This window comes from Cyanobacteria bacterium FACHB-DQ100 (assembly GCA_014695195.1).
Classification (GTDB): domain Bacteria; phylum Cyanobacteriota; class Cyanobacteriia; order Leptolyngbyales; family Leptolyngbyaceae; genus Leptolyngbya.
In genome coordinates, this window is the sequence record JACJNW010000011.1 from 139,270 (window position 1) to 156,380 (window position 17,111).

The 17,111-nt window shown below is 48.3% G+C and carries 17 protein-coding genes, 1 tRNA gene, 1 other RNA gene and 3 pseudogenes; 11 read left to right on the forward strand and 11 right to left on the reverse strand.

Features of this window, described 5'->3' with window-relative positions:
- Positions 1–100: 100 nt before the first annotated feature.
- Positions 101–286: pseudogene (locus H6F51_02515) on the forward strand (hypothetical protein).
- 210 nt (positions 287–496) lie between these two features.
- Positions 497–1,744, forward strand: a complete 1,248-nt coding sequence (locus H6F51_02520) for an AAA family ATPase (protein MBD1821392.1) — start codon at positions 497–499, stop codon at positions 1,742–1,744.
- A gap of 33 nt (positions 1,745–1,777) precedes the next feature.
- On the opposite strand, the gene H6F51_02525 is transcribed toward H6F51_02520, so the two are convergent.
- Genes H6F51_02525 through H6F51_02535 form a run of 3 tightly spaced genes read right to left on the reverse strand, consistent with a single transcriptional unit; the run spans position 1,778 to position 3,714 of the window.
- The gene (locus tag H6F51_02525; GenBank protein MBD1821393.1) at positions 1,778–2,233 is read right to left on the reverse strand and encodes a DUF29 domain-containing protein; all 456 of its coding nucleotides are present in this window, start codon (positions 2,231–2,233) and stop codon (positions 1,778–1,780) included.
- A gap of 48 nt (positions 2,234–2,281) precedes the next feature.
- On the reverse strand, positions 2,282–3,154 hold the full coding sequence (locus H6F51_02530; protein MBD1821394.1) for an alpha/beta hydrolase: 873 nt from the start codon (positions 3,152–3,154) through the stop codon (positions 2,282–2,284).
- Between the two features lie 2 nt (positions 3,155–3,156).
- Positions 3,157–3,714, reverse strand: a complete 558-nt coding sequence (locus tag H6F51_02535; protein ID MBD1821395.1) for a 2'-5' RNA ligase family protein — start codon at positions 3,712–3,714, stop codon at positions 3,157–3,159.
- A gap of 115 nt (positions 3,715–3,829) precedes the next feature.
- Here H6F51_02535 and H6F51_02540 point away from each other — a divergent pair, with 115 nt between their 5' ends.
- The 3 genes from H6F51_02540 to H6F51_02550 all read left to right on the forward strand — a co-directional run bounded on the left by H6F51_02540 (position 3,830) and on the right by H6F51_02550 (position 4,732).
- The gene (locus tag H6F51_02540) at positions 3,830–4,096 is read left to right on the forward strand and encodes a hypothetical protein (GenBank protein ID MBD1821396.1); all 267 of its coding nucleotides are present in this window, start codon (positions 3,830–3,832) and stop codon (positions 4,094–4,096) included.
- A gap of 49 nt (positions 4,097–4,145) precedes the next feature.
- An RNA gene (gene ffs, locus H6F51_02545) (signal recognition particle sRNA small type) lies at positions 4,146–4,242 on the forward strand.
- A gap of 127 nt (positions 4,243–4,369) precedes the next feature.
- A complete protein-coding gene (locus H6F51_02550) occupies positions 4,370–4,732 on the forward strand; it encodes a hypothetical protein (protein ID MBD1821397.1) in 363 nt (120 codons plus the stop codon).
- Between the two features lie 31 nt (positions 4,733–4,763).
- On the opposite strand, the gene corA is transcribed toward H6F51_02550, so the two are convergent.
- Complete coding sequence (corA, locus tag H6F51_02555; GenBank protein MBD1821398.1) at positions 4,764–5,921, reverse strand: magnesium/cobalt transporter CorA; 1,158 nt, start codon at positions 5,919–5,921, stop codon at positions 4,764–4,766.
- Positions 5,922–5,993: 72 nt separating this feature from the next.
- Between corA and H6F51_02560 the strand changes: the two genes are divergently transcribed.
- The 5 genes and pseudogenes from H6F51_02560 (at position 5,994) to H6F51_02580 (ending at position 8,981) form a co-directional block, all read left to right on the forward strand.
- Positions 5,994–6,830 (forward strand): MlaE family lipid ABC transporter permease subunit, encoded by an 837-nt coding sequence (locus tag H6F51_02560; GenBank protein MBD1821399.1) that lies wholly within the window; start codon positions 5,994–5,996, stop codon positions 6,828–6,830.
- Between the two features lie 213 nt (positions 6,831–7,043).
- Positions 7,044–7,592 (forward strand): P-loop NTPase family protein, encoded by a 549-nt coding sequence (locus H6F51_02565; GenBank protein ID MBD1821400.1) that lies wholly within the window; start codon positions 7,044–7,046, stop codon positions 7,590–7,592.
- Positions 7,593–7,604: 12 nt separating this feature from the next.
- Positions 7,605–8,186 (forward strand): dCTP deaminase, encoded by a 582-nt coding sequence (locus tag H6F51_02570; GenBank protein MBD1821401.1) that lies wholly within the window; start codon positions 7,605–7,607, stop codon positions 8,184–8,186.
- A gap of 53 nt (positions 8,187–8,239) precedes the next feature.
- Positions 8,240–8,652: pseudogene (locus tag H6F51_02575) on the forward strand (XisH family protein).
- Positions 8,640–8,981 (forward strand): XisI protein, encoded by a 342-nt coding sequence (locus H6F51_02580; GenBank protein ID MBD1821402.1) that lies wholly within the window; start codon positions 8,640–8,642, stop codon positions 8,979–8,981. Before H6F51_02575 ends, H6F51_02580 begins: the two are co-directional and overlap by 13 nt.
- A 1-nt stretch (position 8,982) precedes the next feature.
- Here the strand turns inward: H6F51_02580 and H6F51_02585 are convergent, their stop codons facing one another.
- The 6 genes and pseudogenes from H6F51_02585 to murA form a co-directional block, all read right to left on the reverse strand.
- A complete protein-coding gene (locus tag H6F51_02585; GenBank protein MBD1821403.1) occupies positions 8,983–10,362 on the reverse strand; it encodes an NAD(P)/FAD-dependent oxidoreductase in 1,380 nt (459 codons plus the stop codon).
- A complete protein-coding gene (locus H6F51_02590; protein MBD1821404.1) occupies positions 10,338–11,384 on the reverse strand; it encodes a threonine-phosphate decarboxylase in 1,047 nt (348 codons plus the stop codon). Before H6F51_02590 ends, H6F51_02585 begins: the two co-directional genes overlap by 25 nt.
- Before the next feature lie 34 nt (positions 11,385–11,418).
- A complete protein-coding gene (locus tag H6F51_02595) occupies positions 11,419–11,706 on the reverse strand; it encodes an HU family DNA-binding protein (protein MBD1821405.1) in 288 nt (95 codons plus the stop codon).
- A gap of 492 nt (positions 11,707–12,198) precedes the next feature.
- Positions 12,199–12,691, reverse strand: a pseudogene (locus H6F51_02600) (hypothetical protein).
- Positions 12,692–12,694: 3 nt separating this feature from the next.
- Positions 12,695–14,305 carry a hypothetical protein gene (locus tag H6F51_02605; GenBank protein MBD1821406.1) on the reverse strand — a complete coding sequence of 537 codons (1,611 nt, stop codon included), beginning with the start codon at positions 14,303–14,305 and terminating at the stop codon, positions 12,695–12,697.
- A 166-nt stretch (positions 14,306–14,471) separates the two neighbouring features.
- On the reverse strand, positions 14,472–15,854 hold the full coding sequence (gene murA, locus H6F51_02610; protein MBD1821407.1) for a UDP-N-acetylglucosamine 1-carboxyvinyltransferase: 1,383 nt from the start codon (positions 15,852–15,854) through the stop codon (positions 14,472–14,474).
- A 193-nt stretch (positions 15,855–16,047) separates the two neighbouring features.
- Here murA and H6F51_02615 point away from each other — a divergent pair.
- A tRNA-Leu gene (locus H6F51_02615) sits at positions 16,048–16,131 on the forward strand.
- A 140-nt stretch (positions 16,132–16,271) separates the two neighbouring features.
- Here the strand turns inward: H6F51_02615 and H6F51_02620 are convergent.
- On the reverse strand, positions 16,272–16,925 hold the full coding sequence (locus tag H6F51_02620) for a hypothetical protein (GenBank protein ID MBD1821408.1): 654 nt from the start codon (positions 16,923–16,925) through the stop codon (positions 16,272–16,274).
- Between the last annotated feature and the right edge of the window lie 186 nt (positions 16,926–17,111).

Genomic DNA, 17,111 nt, shown 5'->3' on the forward strand with positions numbered 1-17,111 from the left:
GCTGATAAGAATTTGCTACCACCAGGATTAAAGGATCTTTCTTTGCAATCGCGCTCAGATTGAAGCTTCTTTTCTGAGCGTCTGTTACAATGTGTAAACTATGGTGATAACAATCTTATTCATTGTCATTGCTCTTGTGGCTTGGGCGCTTCATCTCATGCAGGAAGCGATCGAGCAGAAAGAGTTCTCTCTGATGCTGGCTGGCACATTGGTTTCGATGGCAGCCACGGCACTGGTTGGTGTTTACTTTGTGATGGGCAACGTCATGGGTTATGTGAGTCACCTTTCGCCTCAAGAGACCGCAATGAATCAAGAGGCTTATGAATCGGTGGCGCGATATCTCGAAGAACAGGATCAGCTTTACATGGGCGTTTCGGTGTCCCGATCAGTTCCGCAAATTGCGCGAAACATTTCGCCATAAGTTCGGTAGGATCTAATGTTATAAAGTTTTAACAATTGGGGTGAGTTAGACTTGCCCCATTTTTAGTGAGCCATTATGAGTTACTACATTTCTCCCCGCTTCCTCGATAAGTTATCCGTTCACATCACCAAGAATTTTCTATCCTTGCCGAATGTGAAAGCACCGTTGATTCTGGGAATTCACGGGCGCAAGGGCGAAGGGAAATCGTTTCAGTGCGATCTGGTGTTCGAGCGGATGGGAATCGAAGCCGTTTATATGTCGGCTGGAGAGTTAGAAAGTCCAGATGCGGGTGATCCGGCGCGATTGATTCGACTGCGGTATCGAGAGGCAGGGGAATATGTAAAAGTGCGCGGCAAAATGGCGGTTTTGCTGATTAATGATTTTGATGCGGGTGCGGGACGAGTGGATCAGTTCACTCAGTACACGGTGAATACGCAATTGGTACATGGAACGCTGATGAATATTGCGGATAATCCGACGAATGTTCAGCTTCCGGGCAGTTATGATTCTGAGCCGACGCAGCGAATTCCAATTATTCTGACCGGAAATGATTTCTCGACGTTGTACGCTCCATTGACACGCGATGGGCGGATGGATAAGTTTTTCTGGGAACCCGATCGCGCTGATCGCGTTGGGATTGTGGCCGGAATTTTTGAAGTCGATCAGGTTGCAAAGAGCGACATTGAGAAATTAGTCGATCAGTTTCCGGATCAAGCGATCGATTTCTATGGCGCACTGCGGTCGCGGCTTTACGATGAGCAAATTCGTCGCTTAATTGAAGACGTGGGAATTGATCGCATTTCTCAGCGAGTGGTCAACAGTAACGATCGTCCACCAGAATTCCGCAAACCAGATTTCAGTTTGTCCCATCTAATCGAAGTCGGAACAGCAATGGTACGCGAACAGAAACGACTTCAAGAATTGCGATTAGTTGAGGAGTACAATCAAACCGTTCACAATCGTGGACTCGGTGAAATTAAGATTGCACCGCAACCTGTTCATAATGGTGCAACGGTTGCGGAACCTGTTCGAGTGAGCAGTTACAACGGTCAGCCTTCGAGTAATCGATTGACTCCTGAAATTGTGAGCGAAGTGAATCGCATTTTGGGACAGGGACAACGGCTCGGAATTGAAGTGGTCGATGCCCGACGGTTTAGAACGAATTCTTGGAACTGTTACGGGATGTTTGAAGGGGATGGAGCGGCGGCAATTTCTGCATTGGAATCTTGTTTAGATGAGAATCAGAAGAATTACGTGCGGATTGTGGGAATTCGCGATCGACAAAGAGTGATTGAAACGATCGTGCATCGACCGAGCCATTGATGTGTGGTGCGATCGCGTTCAATCCAAAAATTCTCAATCTGGCAGATACTCAGAATTCATGACCTGCTCAGGAAGATAAGGGCAATTCATGGGAAAAGCTTCCAACGGAAACCCTGTTTCATCTGCTGCCTGTTCACGAGCATTCGTATAGAATTCTGCAAAGACTTCTTGAAGATAGGGAACTAGGCTCGGTGAATCTTTCAAGTCATCGTTCACGCGCCGACGATGTTCGCGAATACTGCCTCGCCAACTGCCACTCCGGTACTCTGGTTGATATTGCCATTTCAGAAGATGGAGCAGAATCACGATGAGATTGCTTTTCAGGCTTTTCCGCTCCCATCTGGACATATCTTCGATTTCTTCGAGCAGGTTTTGCCAATCGACACAAGCATAATTTTGAGTTCGCAATTGTTCTGCTGTCGTCTCAGCCCATTTAACGAAATCGGTTTCGTAAAGACTTTTTTGGCTAGTTTTTAATTCAGTTGACATGATCTTGTCTCCTGCATCTCTGCTCTATTGTTACTTAGCTCTCAACACTTAGGTATTCGATCGCACAAACCCCTCAATACTCTCCACAAATTCCTTTGTTGATTCGTAAGGCAAAACATTTCGACCAGGAATGATTACTCCCTTAGCATTGGGAAATTTTTCTAAATAATCATCTAGTCGATCGCTCACCTTTTCCCCTTTCCCTTCGCGACTAATACTCGAAGCTTGATCCCCAAATACTGCTAAAACAGGCTGATGAATTTTCGCAATTCTTTCTGTGTAATCTTGCCGCCAAAAGCTCGATAAAAAGGCGAACACTGCATGACGACTTTCTAAATCTTCCGCACCTTGTTTCAACATTGATAACCATTCAGAATCAACCTGAGCTTCATCAGCAAACAATTGCCGAATCGAAAATCGCTTGAGAAATTCAGTCCGACGGGCATAGCGATAAAATCCATTTCCGAATGGAGAATCGAACACATTCCAGGCAATTCGATGCGATCGCTCTGAAGTGTCTCGGCTCAACAGCGACATCGCAGGAGAGCCGCTTAGAACGATCGCTTTAACTAAATCCGACTCAATCGCGGCAAGGTCGATCGCAACCGGAGACAATGCGCCTTGAGCAATGACGATCGCAGGCGTTTTGATCACCGTTTGCAAAAAGTATTGCAGTTGACGCGCCCAATCGATCGGCGCATAAGCAATTCGCGGCATATCCGATTCACCGCATCCAAGTAGATCCGGATTGTAGATCGGGTTCGGTTGCCAAGTTTGAATGAATCGGTTCCAAAACTGCCGTGAAAGTCCAACTCCAATCGGGTGAATCAATAGCAACGGAACGCCCTGACCTTCGTGAAAATCATACGCACACCGAAACTGATTCCATTGATAAAACTGTGTTTTGTTTAATTGCTGCATGATTATTCCTCCTCTTTCAAAGGGTACTTGGCATGAATTTGCCAGCGCTGCCCCTCGTGTTTTAGCAGCGTGAGATGGGATGCTGTGAACTCGAAATGGAGCGATCGCTCCTTAAATTCTTGCCACGCCAGCTTAAAATTCTGCTTGGTTAAATCCCGAAATGCAACTGTCATATGAGGGGCATACGGGCGAGATTTTTCTTTCGGATCAACCAGCGCGATCGACGTTTCTAGATGCTCAATGAATTCCCGATGAAGTGTCCGGAGTGCCTCGGTTCGCTCGACGTTGATGTAAATGACGCGCGGCGGAAAAGCTCCAAATCCATTGAGGGTGATTGGGATGGCAGCGTGAGATCGGCCAAAGGTTGCGATCGATTCATTCAGGATTGGGAAGCGATCGTGCTGCCATCGAAACGGAGGTTGTAGCGTAATGTGCGGCGGTGATTTGAATGCGTGGCAACTCGCATAATGCTGATCAAAATACGATTTAACTTCATTGGCATACTGTTGAATCTCTAATGTGGGAAGTAGCGCGATAAAGAAAAGTGACTCTGTGTTCATACAATGTTAAAAATCTGACTCACGCCCCTTAAATCCTGTCAAACTTTACTCAGGTGCTGTAATAATCCATTTACGCTACAGCATAAGTCTCCGTTGATAAAGAGGAAATGGGTCAATGCCGTGGTTTGTCAAAATTGAAAAAGGAATTGTAGACAAAGCAACCTTCGATCAGTATGTTCCAGCCCACAAAGCATTTGTCAAAGATTTGATCGCCAAAGGGTACGAAGCGAAAAGCGGATACTGGGGCTGTTTTGGGGGTGGAATGTTGATGTTTAAGGCGAACTCGATGGACGAAGCCGAAAAAATCGTCAAAGAAGATCCGCTGATTCGCAATCACTGCGTCGATTACAAGCTCTATGAATGGAAAGTTGTCGTCGAATAAACCAAGAAATTGTCAGCAGACGATCGTAGAGAGTGCTATGCTAGAAAGCGACTCGGATCTACGCGATCGTAACGCCCAAATCTTGTCAGGGCCGGAAGGCAGCAGCAATACGGGATGCTTATGATAGGCGTAGTCTCCGGGTCTCCTTTGTTTTAAAGCGTTTTAGAGTTCAAAGGGTCGGTTTTCTACACCGCAGGCGGGAAGTATCGCACTAGGCAACCGATTAGAATTCTGCGTATCTTGGAGGAAATGAGTACCAGGAGCGCAAGTTTTATGGGTTTAGGAGATTTAGTTCAAAAAGCAATGTATCTGGGCATCGGAGTTGCCTCTTATGCCGGGGAAAAGGCAGGCGAGAAGCTTTCCGAGTTGCGAGTACAGGTGCAGAAAGTCGCAGATGAAATGGTCGATCGCGGTGAGATGAACGCAGACGAAGCGCGGCGATTTGTCGATGAAATGGTCAAGCGGGCACAGCAATCGGCTCCGACTGCTTCCGTCCCCGAACAGCGTCCCACGGAGCCGCGCAAGATTGAGATTTTAGACGATGAAGAGCCAGCACCGACGCAAACTGCAGTAGATGATATGCGTCAACAAGTGGCAGATCTGCAAGAAGAACTGCGGCGGTTGAAAAAGAACTAATCATCACAAGAAGGGTAGCGCTCTGCCCTTCTTATTTTTTAACGGTCGTGGAGAAGTCCTCAAACCAGCCTTTGCGCTTGAAAAAATAGACCAAGCCAAGCGCGATCGCAATCATCACCGCTAGACAAAGCGGATATCCCCAATACCAATTCAGTTCTGGCATATTAAACGGTGATGTTTCAGTATTGAAATTCATTCCGTAAATTCCAGCGACAAAGGTGAGCGGAATAAAGATGGTTGAAATCACCGTTAACACCTTCATAATCTCGTTCATGCGATTGCTCACCGACGAGAGATACACATCCATCAAGCTAGACGCTAATTCTCGATAGGTTTCCACCATGTCGAGAACTTGAACCGTGTGATCGTAGCAATCACGCAGGTAAATTTTCACATCGTCGCTGATTAACTCAGAGCTACTATCACGAACCAGAGAATTGATGGCATCGCGCAGAGGCCAAATCGATCGGCGTAGCGTGAGCAATTCTCGCTTAATACCATGAATCTTTTCTAAAGTTTGGCGGGTGGGGCTGGAAACTACCTCATCTTCGAGGGCTTCGATTTCTTCACCGTAAACTTCAAGAATGGGAAAGAAGCTATCGATAATGGCATCGAGGAGCGCATAGGCAAGATAGTCAGCCTTGCGCTTACAGATCGTGCCCTTTGCTGCCCGAATGCGATCGCGCACCATCTCAAAACAATCATGCTCCGGTTCTTCCTGCACCGTCAGCAAATAGTGTTTGCCCAAAATAAAGCTCACTTGCTCTGAGTGAAACCCTGAACCTGATTTTTTCAAAACAACCATGCGAGTGACGATCAAAATCTGATCTTCGTACTCCTCAACCTTCGGGCGCTGTGGCACATTCACCACATCCTCTAAAACCAGCGGATGTAGACTAAAAACGCGCCCCAACCTCAGGAGAATATCTTCGCTGCCTAATCCCTTCACATCCACCCAGGAAACCGACTCTGTATCGAGATAAGGCGCACATTGTTCTGGCTCTTCGATCTGGAGCCGGACGCTTTTGTCGTTGCTGTAGTCGATCAAGACAATAACGGGAGGCTCCGCATTTTTGGGAATAGTCAGCGTGCCGGGGATTGTGCCTGGAGCATGGTAGTGATAATCGATCGAACGGTCATCGTCGGGCTGAACGATGAAACTTGTAGGCTGAAGGTGCTTTCCCACCATGCAGAGTCCTCTTAACAATTAACGGAAGATTTTACGATAAGCCAGTCAAACTCAGTTATAAACGAATTTGATATGCTTAATGCCGAGTTTGAAACAGGTAGTATCCCTTTGACTGAATCGCCTCATCAACCCTCTGCTCTCGGAGCGTGGAGCCGCCGTTTAATTGCCGCCATCTTCTTAGGAGGGCAGGTCATCGTACATCTACTGTTGGGCAAGATCAATCGTCGCAATACGGTTGATCAGATGGCAGCCGTTGGACCAGAATCGCTGCTGATTGCATTGATCACAGCAATGTTTGTGGGAGCCGTGTTCACGATTCAAGTGGCGCGTGAGTTCATTAACCTCGGTGCGGGAACAGCGGTTGGGGGAGTGTTGGCAATTTCGCTATCGCGAGAACTTGCTCCGGTATTAACCGCCGTAATTTTGGCGGGTCGGGTTGGGTCAGCGTTTGCGGCTGAAATTGGGACGATGAAAGTCACGGAGCAGATTGATGCGCTTTATATGCTCAGAACTGACCCGATCGACTATCTCGTTATCCCCCGCGTGATTGCTTGCTGCGTGATGTTGCCGATTTTGACGCTACTCTCGCTGGTGACGGGCATGGCAGGCGGAATGGTAGTGGCGAATTCACTGTATGGCATCTCGAATACGATCTTTCTCAATTCAGCTAAGAATTTCCTCAGCGTTTGGGATATTTGTAGCTCACCGATCAAGGGGTTAGTATTTGGGTCGATGATTGCGATCATTGGGTCGAGTTGGGGACTAACGACCACAGGCGGCGCGAAAGGGGTTGGACAATCGACGACAACGGCGGTTGTCACTTCACTGTTAGCAATTTTTATTGTGAATTTCTTTTTGTCGTGGCTGATGTTTCGAGGGACGGGAAGCGCTCTCAACCAAGGGCTGTAATTTTCTTTTCAGAACGTCTGTACTTCTAATTGATTTTTCTGTATGGTATTGGCATCAGGGAAAAGTCATTTTCTGGCCAAAGGCGGCGGTGCGATCGATTCACCAAAATGATCTTGACGCTTTGCTATATCTGGTGTTTTATAGTGAAGCGGCTCGAACAGAGACGCTACATCTAAATCTAAAACAGTAAATTGCCCCAGTTGAGACAGTCCTATGGTTTCGCAAGTTGAAACACCTGTGTTTGATGCTCCACATTCAAGAAATCTGGCGCGCAATCTGAGTGTGGAAGGATTGGTGCAGGTGTTTACTTCGTTTCATCGCAATTTTTTTACAGGTGTGATGGCGCAGGCGATGCGGATTGCAGGACAGGGAACCCCAGTTCTAGTGGTGCAGTTTCTCAAAGGGGGCATCGGGCAGGGCTACGATCGACCGATGCAGCTTAGCCAAAATCTCGATTGGATTCGGTGCAATATGCCACGCTGCATTGATTCACCGCAGATTAGCGAGGAAGAAGCACGATCGTTGTTAGAGCTCTGGCAACATACGCGGCGGGTCGTCGAGCAAAATCGCTACGATCTTGTGGTGCTGGATGAGTTGAGTTTGGCGCTTCGCTTCGGGTTTATTCCGGAGGCGGAAGTGCTAGATTTCTTGCGAACTCGTCCGCGTCATGTCGATGTGATTTTGACAGGGCCTGAGATGCCCGACGCGCTTTTAGATGTAGCGGATCAAATTACGGAACTGCGTCGCACTCATCAACCCTAAAACACTAGCATCATGATCAAGAACGATACCTGGATTACGCAAATGGCGCAGGAAGGCATGATTGCGCCGTTTGAACCTCAGCTTGTACGACGAATTCATGGACTGCCTGTGATTTCGTATGGGTTAAGCAGCTACGGCTATGATTTGCGCCTGTCTCCGTCTGAGTTTCGGATTTTTAGACATATTCCTGGCACGGTTGTTGATCCGAAGAATTTTAGCGATGCGAACTTAGAGCCTGCACCGTTACATCAAGATGATAATGGTAGCTTCTTTATTCTGCCTGCTCATTCCTATGGATTAGGCGTTGCATTGGAACGATTGGAAGTGCCGGATAACGTGACAGTGATTTGTATCGGAAAATCCACTTATGCGCGGATTGGACTGATTGCAAACTTGACTCCGGCAGAAGCAGGTTGGAGAGGACATTTAACATTAGAGTTCTCGAATTCATCGAGTGCAGATTGCCGGATTTATGCCAATGAAGGGATTGTGCAGTTATTGTTCCTTGAGGGTGCGCCTTGTGCTGTGAGTTACAACGATCGACGCGGCAAATATCAAGATCAAGTCGAACGGGTTACGCTGGCACGAGTTTAAGAAATTACAGCGATCGTGCTTGTGAAGTGCGATCGCTGTAATTTCACACAGCAATGGCTAAAGATATATTTCACGAAGCTGTAAAACGTGCATTGCAAGAAGATGGATGGACAATTACTCACGATCCTTACGAACTGCGTGTGGGTGGTGTGGAAATGTACATTGTTTGGGAGCCGAGCAGCTAATTGCAGCCGAACGAGATCAAACGAAGATTGCGATCGAAATCAAAAGCTTTATCGAAACTTCTGCAATTTCAGAGTTTCACGCTGCACATGGACAGTTTCTTGGTTACCGCTATGCGCTGGAAGAAGAGGAGCCTGATCGTCACCTTTATCTAGCAATTCCGGTAAAAGCATATCGAGCCTTTTTCTCATTACGGTTTATTTGAGCTGTAATTGAGCGCAGTCAAATCGATCTCTTGATCTATGATCCAGACCAGGAGGTGATTGTGCAATGGAATCTGTAGAGCGATATCGAAAAATTATTCAAAAGTTATTAGGCGATCGGGCTGCCCGATCACAACGTTCTAATTCTCAAGTTGAAGCTCAGACAATTTTTGATACTGAGCGCGACCATTATCAGCTTGTCTATGTGGGTTGGAGACGGAACGGCGATCGGGATTATGGATGCTTAATTCATCTTGATCTAAAAGAGGGCAAAATCTGGATTCAATACGATGGAACTGAAGGCGGAATTGCTCAAGAGCTTGTAGAACAGGGCGTTCCAAAGGAAGACATTGTTTTGGGGTTTCACCCGCCCTCAGTTCGGAAGTTGACAGAATTTGCAGTGGGATGAGCTATTTGACGCGCTTGCGCTGCCAAGCAAAATAGCTCTCCTGTAAATCCTGAAGGAAGTTATTTCGCTTTAAAGTGTGCCATTCATGAACCGCATTTTTGATGACTTCCGCCAGTGCTGGAGACGCATAAGAAAAACGATCGAAGCGTTGAAGCCTGAGATTCTCAGACATTGCAAGCGAGATTAAGTGAATGAGTTCGATCGCACCGTCGCCAACAATATGAGCGCCAACAATTCGACCATCGCGCCGCACAATCAATTTACATAGCCCCGTTGTTGCTCCAGTGATTTGAGCCTGCATCAACGAGTGAAAGGGCTGCCGCAATACGATGACATCGCGGCGATACCGACGAATTGCTTGAGTTTCGGTTAGTCCGATCCATGCGAACTCAGGATCAGTTGCAACAGATTGAACTACACGATCGTAATCAACTTTGAAAATCGGCAGCGACGAGAGATTCTTAATCACGACATCTGATTGATAACGGGCGATCGATTGCAGCGGATGAGCGACCCAATACACGCGTCGATGAACAGTTTGTAAGCGATCGTTGAGTTGAATCGGTTCCTGAATCCCCATTGCAGGTAGATTTAAGTTCGCTAAGATAGGCTGCCAACCTACAGCGATGAGAACTTCATCCGCCTCGATCGTTGTGTTCTCAATCTCAATAATTTTCTGATTTCCGTTCTGCTGAATTCCTCGAATGTGCAACGTATTAATCACCCGAATTCCCTCCGCTTCGAGTGCGGCTTGGACGAGAAACGCTGCTTCAAGATCAGCGATCGCGAGGAGATGCGCCTGCCGAATCAGCATCGTTACCTGTGCGCCCAATCGTGAATACAACTGCGCCAACTCAACACCGATCGGATCATCGCCGATAATCGCGATCGATTTAGGAATTTCCGTCACGATCGAGTCTGGTGTGAGAAATGGAATAGCAGACGGCTCTAGAAAGGCTGGAATCGCCGATGTGTAGTCTGTGGCAATCAGGTAAGAACGCGCTTTAAGAATGCGTCCATTGACGGCAAATCCGGTCTGTGGCTTGCAGCAAAACTCACCTGAACCTGAAATCAACTCAATCCCTAATCCCTCCAGTTTTGCAGGGTCGTAGAACTCCTGATGAGATTGAGCGATCGCATCAACATAGCGATTCACCGGATCAAGCCGGAGCGATCGCACATCGAAATCGAGAAATGGACGCGATCGAGAAACTTGATGAATCGTTTTGGCAAAATGAGCGAGAACGCGAGCGCGTGGAATTTTCGGCTGACAATTTTGCGTAATCAGTGCGACTCTTGCTCGTTTTCGAGCCGCTTGGATTGCCGCATAAATTCCAGTCTCAGAATATCCGATGATTACGAAATCGTAGTCAGCAGGCATGAAGTCAGCCCATCAATCAAACGTTGATTTTCCGAAGTTAAGCGAACTGCCACTCGGAAATAGCGATCGCCCAGTTCCGCGAAACTGAGACAATCTCGAATAAGAATCTTATCGTGTTCCAGCAATTGTTTTTGTAGCTGTGGGACGGAACATTCAGACTGGACTAAGAAATAGTTTGCAGCACCGGGGAGCGGCGACAGTCCTGGAATCGCCTTCAAGCCTTCAAAAAGCTGTGGACGAGCTAGATTGAGCCAAGCGAACGTCTGTTTTTGAAATTCGTGATCCTGTAAAACGGCTTCAGCCGCAGCCGCAGCTAAAGTATTCACCGACCAAGGATCGCGCCGTTGCTGCCAAAGTTTCAGGCGATCGGGATGCGCGATCGCGTATCCAAATCGCAATCCTGGCAACGCGTAGAACTTAGTCAACGATCGCAAAATCACCAAATTCGGATAGTTCTGCACCTCCGAGATTAAACTCTGTTCTTGATCGGGCGGCAAGAAGTCCATGAACGCTTCATCCACGACGACCAATCCAAACTGATTGAGCTGTTCGAGAATCCAAGCCCGATCGAACAGTTTCCCAGTCGGATTGTGCGGATTGTTTAACAGCAGTCCAGTCGATTTTGAGCCTTGCAGATTTGAACCGATCGACACACGCTGAACCTTCGCGCTAAAGGCATTCAGCGCCCGAAAGTAATCCCCAAATGCAGGTGTAAATAGGACAGTCTGATCAAATTCCGCTAAATCCCAACACGCCCAAGTCAGCAACTCTGCCGACCCATTTCCGGGCAAAATCCAATCCGGAGAAAGCTGGTGGATCTGAGCTAGCATCGATCGCACCTGCTGATAATTCGGATCAGGATAGTCCCGCAGAAGCGGCAAATGCGCTTGAATCGCATCAATTGCCGATCGAGGCGTTCCCAGAGGATTGATACTGGCAGAAAAATCAAGAATTGCAGCGGGGGAACAGCCAACCAGACCTGCTGCCCAAGATAAATTTCCCCCGTGCGCTGGACGAACCAAAATTGTTTCCTGCCTGTTGTTAACGATGAGCGAATTAATCTTCTGACTGAGGCGCGACTTTCTCTTTGAACAATTTGCCCGCCGAGAATGCCGGAACGCGAGTTGCAGGAATTTCCATCTTATCCCCAGTTTTGGGGTTACGTCCTTCCCGTGCTTGACGTTCGCGTGATTCAAACGAGCCAAACCCAACCAACGTTACTTTATCGCCAGATGATACTGCTTCGACGATCGTTTCGATCGCGGCTGACAAGACTGCATCGGCTTGCTTTTTTGTGACACTAGCTTTTTCTGCCACTGCATCAACGAGTTCACCTTTGTTCATAAAAATCTCCCATGAGTTAAAGAAAGGGCGTTTTGTCTCAAATGAGACGGATGGGCTAACTCCGAGGTTGGAGAGTTCAGATCGCCTGAAACTCCGATTCTCTCGAAATTTCAATTGCTCATTCTATAGGCTGTTTCCAAAATCTGAACGCCTGAAACCTTTAAGTTATATGGATTTGAGAATTATTTTTTGATTTTTTCGGTTTTGAGTAAGCATTTGTACTCAAAAAATTAGTTTTCCTGATCGAATTGAGACAGAATCTAACGATTTGGCAATATTCATCAGCGATCGAGAGACGATCGGGAAGAGGGCGATCGTCTCACTAACTCAGTCTCATTTAAGACAGAAGAGAGAATCGAGAAAAATAAAATGCGACGAATCTAAAGTATCTAAAGTAGGTAGACAAACCTAATTAAACATCAGACCACCGATCCGCTCTCACCCCAAATCTCTCCCACGGGAGAGGGAGCTAAAAGGGTCGATCGCCCCAATTTAAACCTCATCTGGATCGATTCCTAATTCCCGTAGCCGCGCTGCCAATCGTTCTGCTCTGGCTCGTTCCTGCTCTGCTCTGGCTCGTTCCTGTTCCGCTCTAGCTCGTTCCTGCTGGAATTGTTGGTTTAGTTCGCTATAGCTCAAAAACTTCTCACCATTCGGGCGATAAATTTGCATCGGATTCAGCGTGACATCAAACCAAATGCCCAAACGCGGGCTGACATAGCTCGAAAAATCCTCAATTTCTTCGAGAAAGACATCGGCTCGGAGCCAACCACGCAACTGGTTTGTATCCGGATCGTAGAGATAGGCTTGCCTTCGACGGATACCATAGCAAATCGCCAGCAACAAAAATGTTCGGATGATGTTGAAACAACAAATCCAGATTCTTCTTGATCAACACAAGCCATTCAAACTGCTTGGTATTATCCGCCATCGGCTTACCATCGCTGTCCGGGTAAATCATGTCCGATTTGATTTCAGCAACCATAAGCTACATCCAATCGACTGCAAATTTCCGTTCTAGCAAGCCCAAACCTAAATCGTCGGAAGTCAGCGATCGCACCTCATACAGCGCCATCATATCTTTCAAGCTCGGATTGCCCCGGCTCGCTCCCGTCAATCCTTTCGCAATTAGCAACCCACAAATTCCTTTGGTTTTCTTGCAGCGCTGATCCCACTTTTTCCGCGCTTGGGCATGAGTCGGATCGTCTTCTTCAAACTCACCAAATAGATGCAAATCCCCATTCTGCGTTTGCAGCAAGCCGATATCGTAGCGATCGCCCATAAACGGATCAGCCCCCGGATTAAAGCAAATTCCACCCAATCCTCCCGCTGCTTCGATTTCTTCAATCATCTGCTTCGCTTTGGGACGCGAGGTCTGAATCAAAATAATCGGCAATCCGTCGCCTGCTTGCGTTGGAGAATCGAGTTGAACATGAGTTGCACTCGATCGTAGCTCTTCCACGACTTCCCAGGGCACGACTCCCAAACTCAAGAAAGAATTTTCGGGCACCAGATCATCGCGAATCATCGGCATCTGGCTCAGATCCGCCTCATCATCCTCGACCATTGCATACAGTTCTTCTGCGACTTCCGGTAGCGTTGAAACTTTGACCGAAATCGTATCCCCTTCAGGAGAAGGAATCTTAAATCGGCTACTAATTGCAGGGAATTCATCGTTCATTAACTTGCGGCGATGCGACTTGAGGAATCGATGGAACGCCTCTAAAACAACAATCAACGCCATCGCTTCTTCTTCGTAAAGAAACGATCGAATCCCTTCCAGCGGATGCAAATTTCCAAAAACAGGATTGAGCAGAGCGTCGGGCATTCCTTCTAAATCGCCGTCGAATTCCTCATCGTCGTCATCGGTTTCGTACGTCAGAAACAAGCAATCCTGCGCCAAGAACGCCTCTTCCATGCGTTCCATCGATTCGTTGGAAAGCACTCGCTGCCGAAACTGCCTGAGTGAATCGAGCGATCGGTACAGCAAAATGCCGTACTCCATCCCCAGCATTCCCATGACCGAGGCGTAGACACAGCCCAAATCCCAGCGATTTAGCTCGATCTCTAGAATCTTGTGATCTGGCAATAGCGACCAAGGGGCATCCTCCCAGAGTGAACTTGCTTTTGCCAGTAACTCTTCTGCAAACTGTGGCGGTATTGCAGGCGGACGAGTATTCGTCGTCTCTTGAAATCCCCGAAAGATCTCATCGATCAGCGGCAGTTCCGGGACATAATCCAGCACAATCTCTAAATCTTGAAGTACGCCTCTAAGGTAGAAGAGCGTTTCTCGATCGCGCACCACAATCTTCTGCGGTCGAGCCGGTTTCGCGGGATTGTGAGGATGCTCCATCGCCCGCAGGAGCGTTCTCACGATCGCTTCATGCCCCGTCTCAACGGGTACGACATCCATCGCCCGCACTACGCCCTGAGAGCCATCCACCCAGAGAATACATTCTCCTTCGGTTGAAGAAGACTCAGACCAAGCCGGATCGATCGGCGCACCAGAAGTGAGGACTCGTCGATCGCCTTCCCAGACCGAGGAAATTTGGGGGAGTTCTAGCAAACGACGATGAGTAGAAGGATTGAGACCAGTCATAACGCGCCATGAAACAACGGGGGAATGCTGCACACGCAGTAGACTTTATCTTAATCTGTTCACCCTATCTCAGCACCGAAACGATTAAGGTTCTGCAATGTTTAATCGAAGCTTTAGGGAGACAGAAAGACATCTCCCTAAAAAACATCTCCCTCAGTTGGCTGAATTAACTGCGCTTTGATTCGGCCGGAGCCGCTGGAATCTCAGCTTCTTGAGCACGCTGAATTTTCGCACCCAAACCGCGCAGCTTTGCCTCGATGTTGTCATACCCACGATCGAGGTGATTTAGTCCGCGCACCGTGGTCATTCCGTTTGCTGCTAAGCCTGCAATCACTAAGGCGGCAGATGCGCGTAAGTCGGTTCCTTGGACGGGCGCACCCGACAATTGGGGCACACCCCGCACGATCGCAATATTGCCTTTCAAGCGGATGTCGGCTCCCATGCGATTTAGCTCTGCAACGTGCTGGAGCCGATTCTCAAACAGCTTCTCCGTAACCATGCTGTCGCCTTCCGCTAAGGTTAGAAGCGACATGAACGGAGCTTGCAGATCCGTTGGAAATCCCGGAAAGGGGAGGGTTTCGATGTCGGTTCCTCGGAATTGTTCAGTCGGAAGTACCCGAATTCGATCGGGTGCATCGATCGCAACTTTCACCCCAATTTCACTCAGCTTCGCGATCGTAGCACTCAGATGATCGGGCACGATCGGAGATAAGCTAATCTCCGATCGTGTAATTGCACCTGCCAGCAAAAAGGTTCCAGCTTCGATACGATCGGGAACGACGGAATACTCGGTTTCGTGCAGTTGCGGCACCCCATTGATCACAATGCGATTTGTGCCCGCACCGCGAATTTGTGCGCCCATTGCCCGGCAGAAATTTGCTAGATCTACGACTTCAGGCTCTTGAGCTGCATTCTCGATGATGGTTTCCCCTTCGGCTAGAGTTGCCGCCATCATGATGTTCTCGGTTGCACCAACGCTGGGAAAGTCGAGATAAATCCGCGCCCCAGTTAATCGTTTGCGATTGCCACGAAGACGAGCATGGACGACTCCGTGTTCGATAATCACTTCTGCGCCCAGGGCTTGCAATCCTTTGACGTGCAGATCAACGGGTCGATCGCCGATCGAGCAACCGCCAGGTAAGGGAACCTGTGCCACTCCGAGCCGCGCTAGTAGCGGGCCTGCAACGAAAAAGCTGGCTCTAAGCTGGCTCACCAAATCATAGGGTGCTTTCGACTGCGTAATTTCGGACGCATCGAGATCTAAAATTCCTTGACTGTGAGAAACTTTCACGCCCAATGCGGACAAGATTTCACCGATGCGGGTGATGTCCAACAGAGAAGGAACATTGCGTAACCGACAAGTGCCTGAGCATAAGATTGATCCTGCCATCAGGACGAGTGCAGAGTTTTTGGCACCGCTAATGGTGACGTGTCCACTCAGGGGCTGGCGACCCCAGATGTGCAGGACAGAGTGGCGTTCTTCGGGTGAAGAATGGGAGTTAGACAAGCTGGGAGCGAGAGTAATGGCCTTATCCTCCTGGATTGCAATCGTTACAATTACTTTAAAGTTGGTTTAGATTCTACCGGAAAGTCGAAAATTGTCCAGCATTATGCTAAACCGTCTGTCGAAGCGGGTGAGGAGAAGCGCGATCGCGCTGGGCAAAATCAGATTACCCAAAAGATTGACATTTTGAGCCAGGTGCGTAACAATCAGAGATCGCGGTGCTTAAATGCTTCGCCCTGCGGGACTGGCGGAATTGGTAGACGCGCTAGATTCAGGTTCTAGTGTTCGCAAGGACTTCCGGGTTCAAGTCCCGGGTTCCGCATCTTCATAACGATGCCTTTGATGGGCTGCTCTTGATTTTGAGCAGCCCATTTTTGATTAAGAGGATCATGAGCTGCAATCAATCCTGCTTCTGCGATTCTGCTTATCGATCGTGCAGGGTTAGTTGGAAAAGTCTAATCGTTACAGCTGCCCTGAAATGGGCTGACAGGTTTTGCTCACGGCGGTTGTATTGATCGGGATGAGTTCGTCGCGCTGCAAGATTTGATTGTCTACGCCCAAGGATCTGACATCGCAAATCGCTGTTGCTCCAGGGGCAACGAGTAGCAGCATTCCATCCAAGCTGTTGTCGCGTAAAACTTTTCCGTTGTTGAAGGTAACTTCTACGGCTGCAACGGTTGGCGATAGCACTTCTCCATAGAAAACTGCTTGTCGCTCTTTACCCTTGGTGGTCGTGCGCCCGACGCTGTACTCAATCAATTTTTTAGACTTGGAAGAAGCAGATTTGCTCTGCTGACTGACATAGCTCCCGGTATCAATCAAGTTCCATTCCATGCCGCTGCGCTTTACGACTCGGTAGCTCAACATCGGTTGAGACTTAGTTTGGAAGGTTGAGCGATCGCTGCTGCAATTGCCGCGGTACAGAGCGACTAATCCTTGCGACCATTTTCGTACCGTAAGCACCTGAAAATTTTTTGCTTCGGCTTCTGATTGCCCTGGACAGGTGAAAGGACGGCGGATCACTTCTTCAGGTGTCGCAGCCACGATCGAAACTGTGTAGCCAACTGTTGCAACACAAACCATTCCCACCAAACCACCCAGCCAGCGTCGATTCATGGTCAGTTCCCTAAAGCAACCCAAATGTTAAACTCCACCTCAGTTTGCCTGCTTTCTCGACAAATCTTCTCTTTCTACGGGGGAGTTTTAGAATTGCTGATACTCTAGCTGCTCAATGCGAGTGCGCGATCAATTTTTGTGGGATGAGCCGCTGGTGGTTGCGATCGTCACCATCAGAGCGATCGC

Coding starts and splice junctions, on each gene's coding strand:
- H6F51_02520 (MBD1821392.1), top strand. CDS start 497: ATGAGTTACTACATTTCTCCCCGCTTCCTCGATAAGTTATCCGTTCAC.
- H6F51_02525 (MBD1821393.1), bottom strand. CDS start 2,233: ATGTCAACTGAATTAAAAACTAGCCAAAAAAGTCTTTACGAAACCGAT.
- H6F51_02530 (MBD1821394.1), bottom strand. CDS start 3,154: ATGCAGCAATTAAACAAAACACAGTTTTATCAATGGAATCAGTTTCGG.
- H6F51_02535 (MBD1821395.1), bottom strand. CDS start 3,714: ATGAACACAGAGTCACTTTTCTTTATCGCGCTACTTCCCACATTAGAG.
- H6F51_02540 (MBD1821396.1), top strand. CDS start 3,830: ATGCCGTGGTTTGTCAAAATTGAAAAAGGAATTGTAGACAAAGCAACC.
- H6F51_02550 (MBD1821397.1), top strand. CDS start 4,370: ATGGGTTTAGGAGATTTAGTTCAAAAAGCAATGTATCTGGGCATCGGA.
- corA (MBD1821398.1), bottom strand. CDS start 5,921: ATGGTGGGAAAGCACCTTCAGCCTACAAGTTTCATCGTTCAGCCCGAC.
- H6F51_02560 (MBD1821399.1), top strand. CDS start 5,994: ATGCTTAATGCCGAGTTTGAAACAGGTAGTATCCCTTTGACTGAATCG.
- H6F51_02565 (MBD1821400.1), top strand. CDS start 7,044: ATGGTTTCGCAAGTTGAAACACCTGTGTTTGATGCTCCACATTCAAGA.
- H6F51_02570 (MBD1821401.1), top strand. CDS start 7,605: ATGATCAAGAACGATACCTGGATTACGCAAATGGCGCAGGAAGGCATG.
- H6F51_02580 (MBD1821402.1), top strand. CDS start 8,640: ATGGAATCTGTAGAGCGATATCGAAAAATTATTCAAAAGTTATTAGGC.
- H6F51_02585 (MBD1821403.1), bottom strand. CDS start 10,362: ATGCCTGCTGACTACGATTTCGTAATCATCGGATATTCTGAGACTGGA.
- H6F51_02595 (MBD1821405.1), bottom strand. CDS start 11,706: ATGAACAAAGGTGAACTCGTTGATGCAGTGGCAGAAAAAGCTAGTGTC.
- H6F51_02605 (MBD1821406.1), bottom strand. CDS start 14,305: ATGACTGGTCTCAATCCTTCTACTCATCGTCGTTTGCTAGAACTCCCC.
- H6F51_02620 (MBD1821408.1), bottom strand. CDS start 16,925: ATGAATCGACGCTGGCTGGGTGGTTTGGTGGGAATGGTTTGTGTTGCA.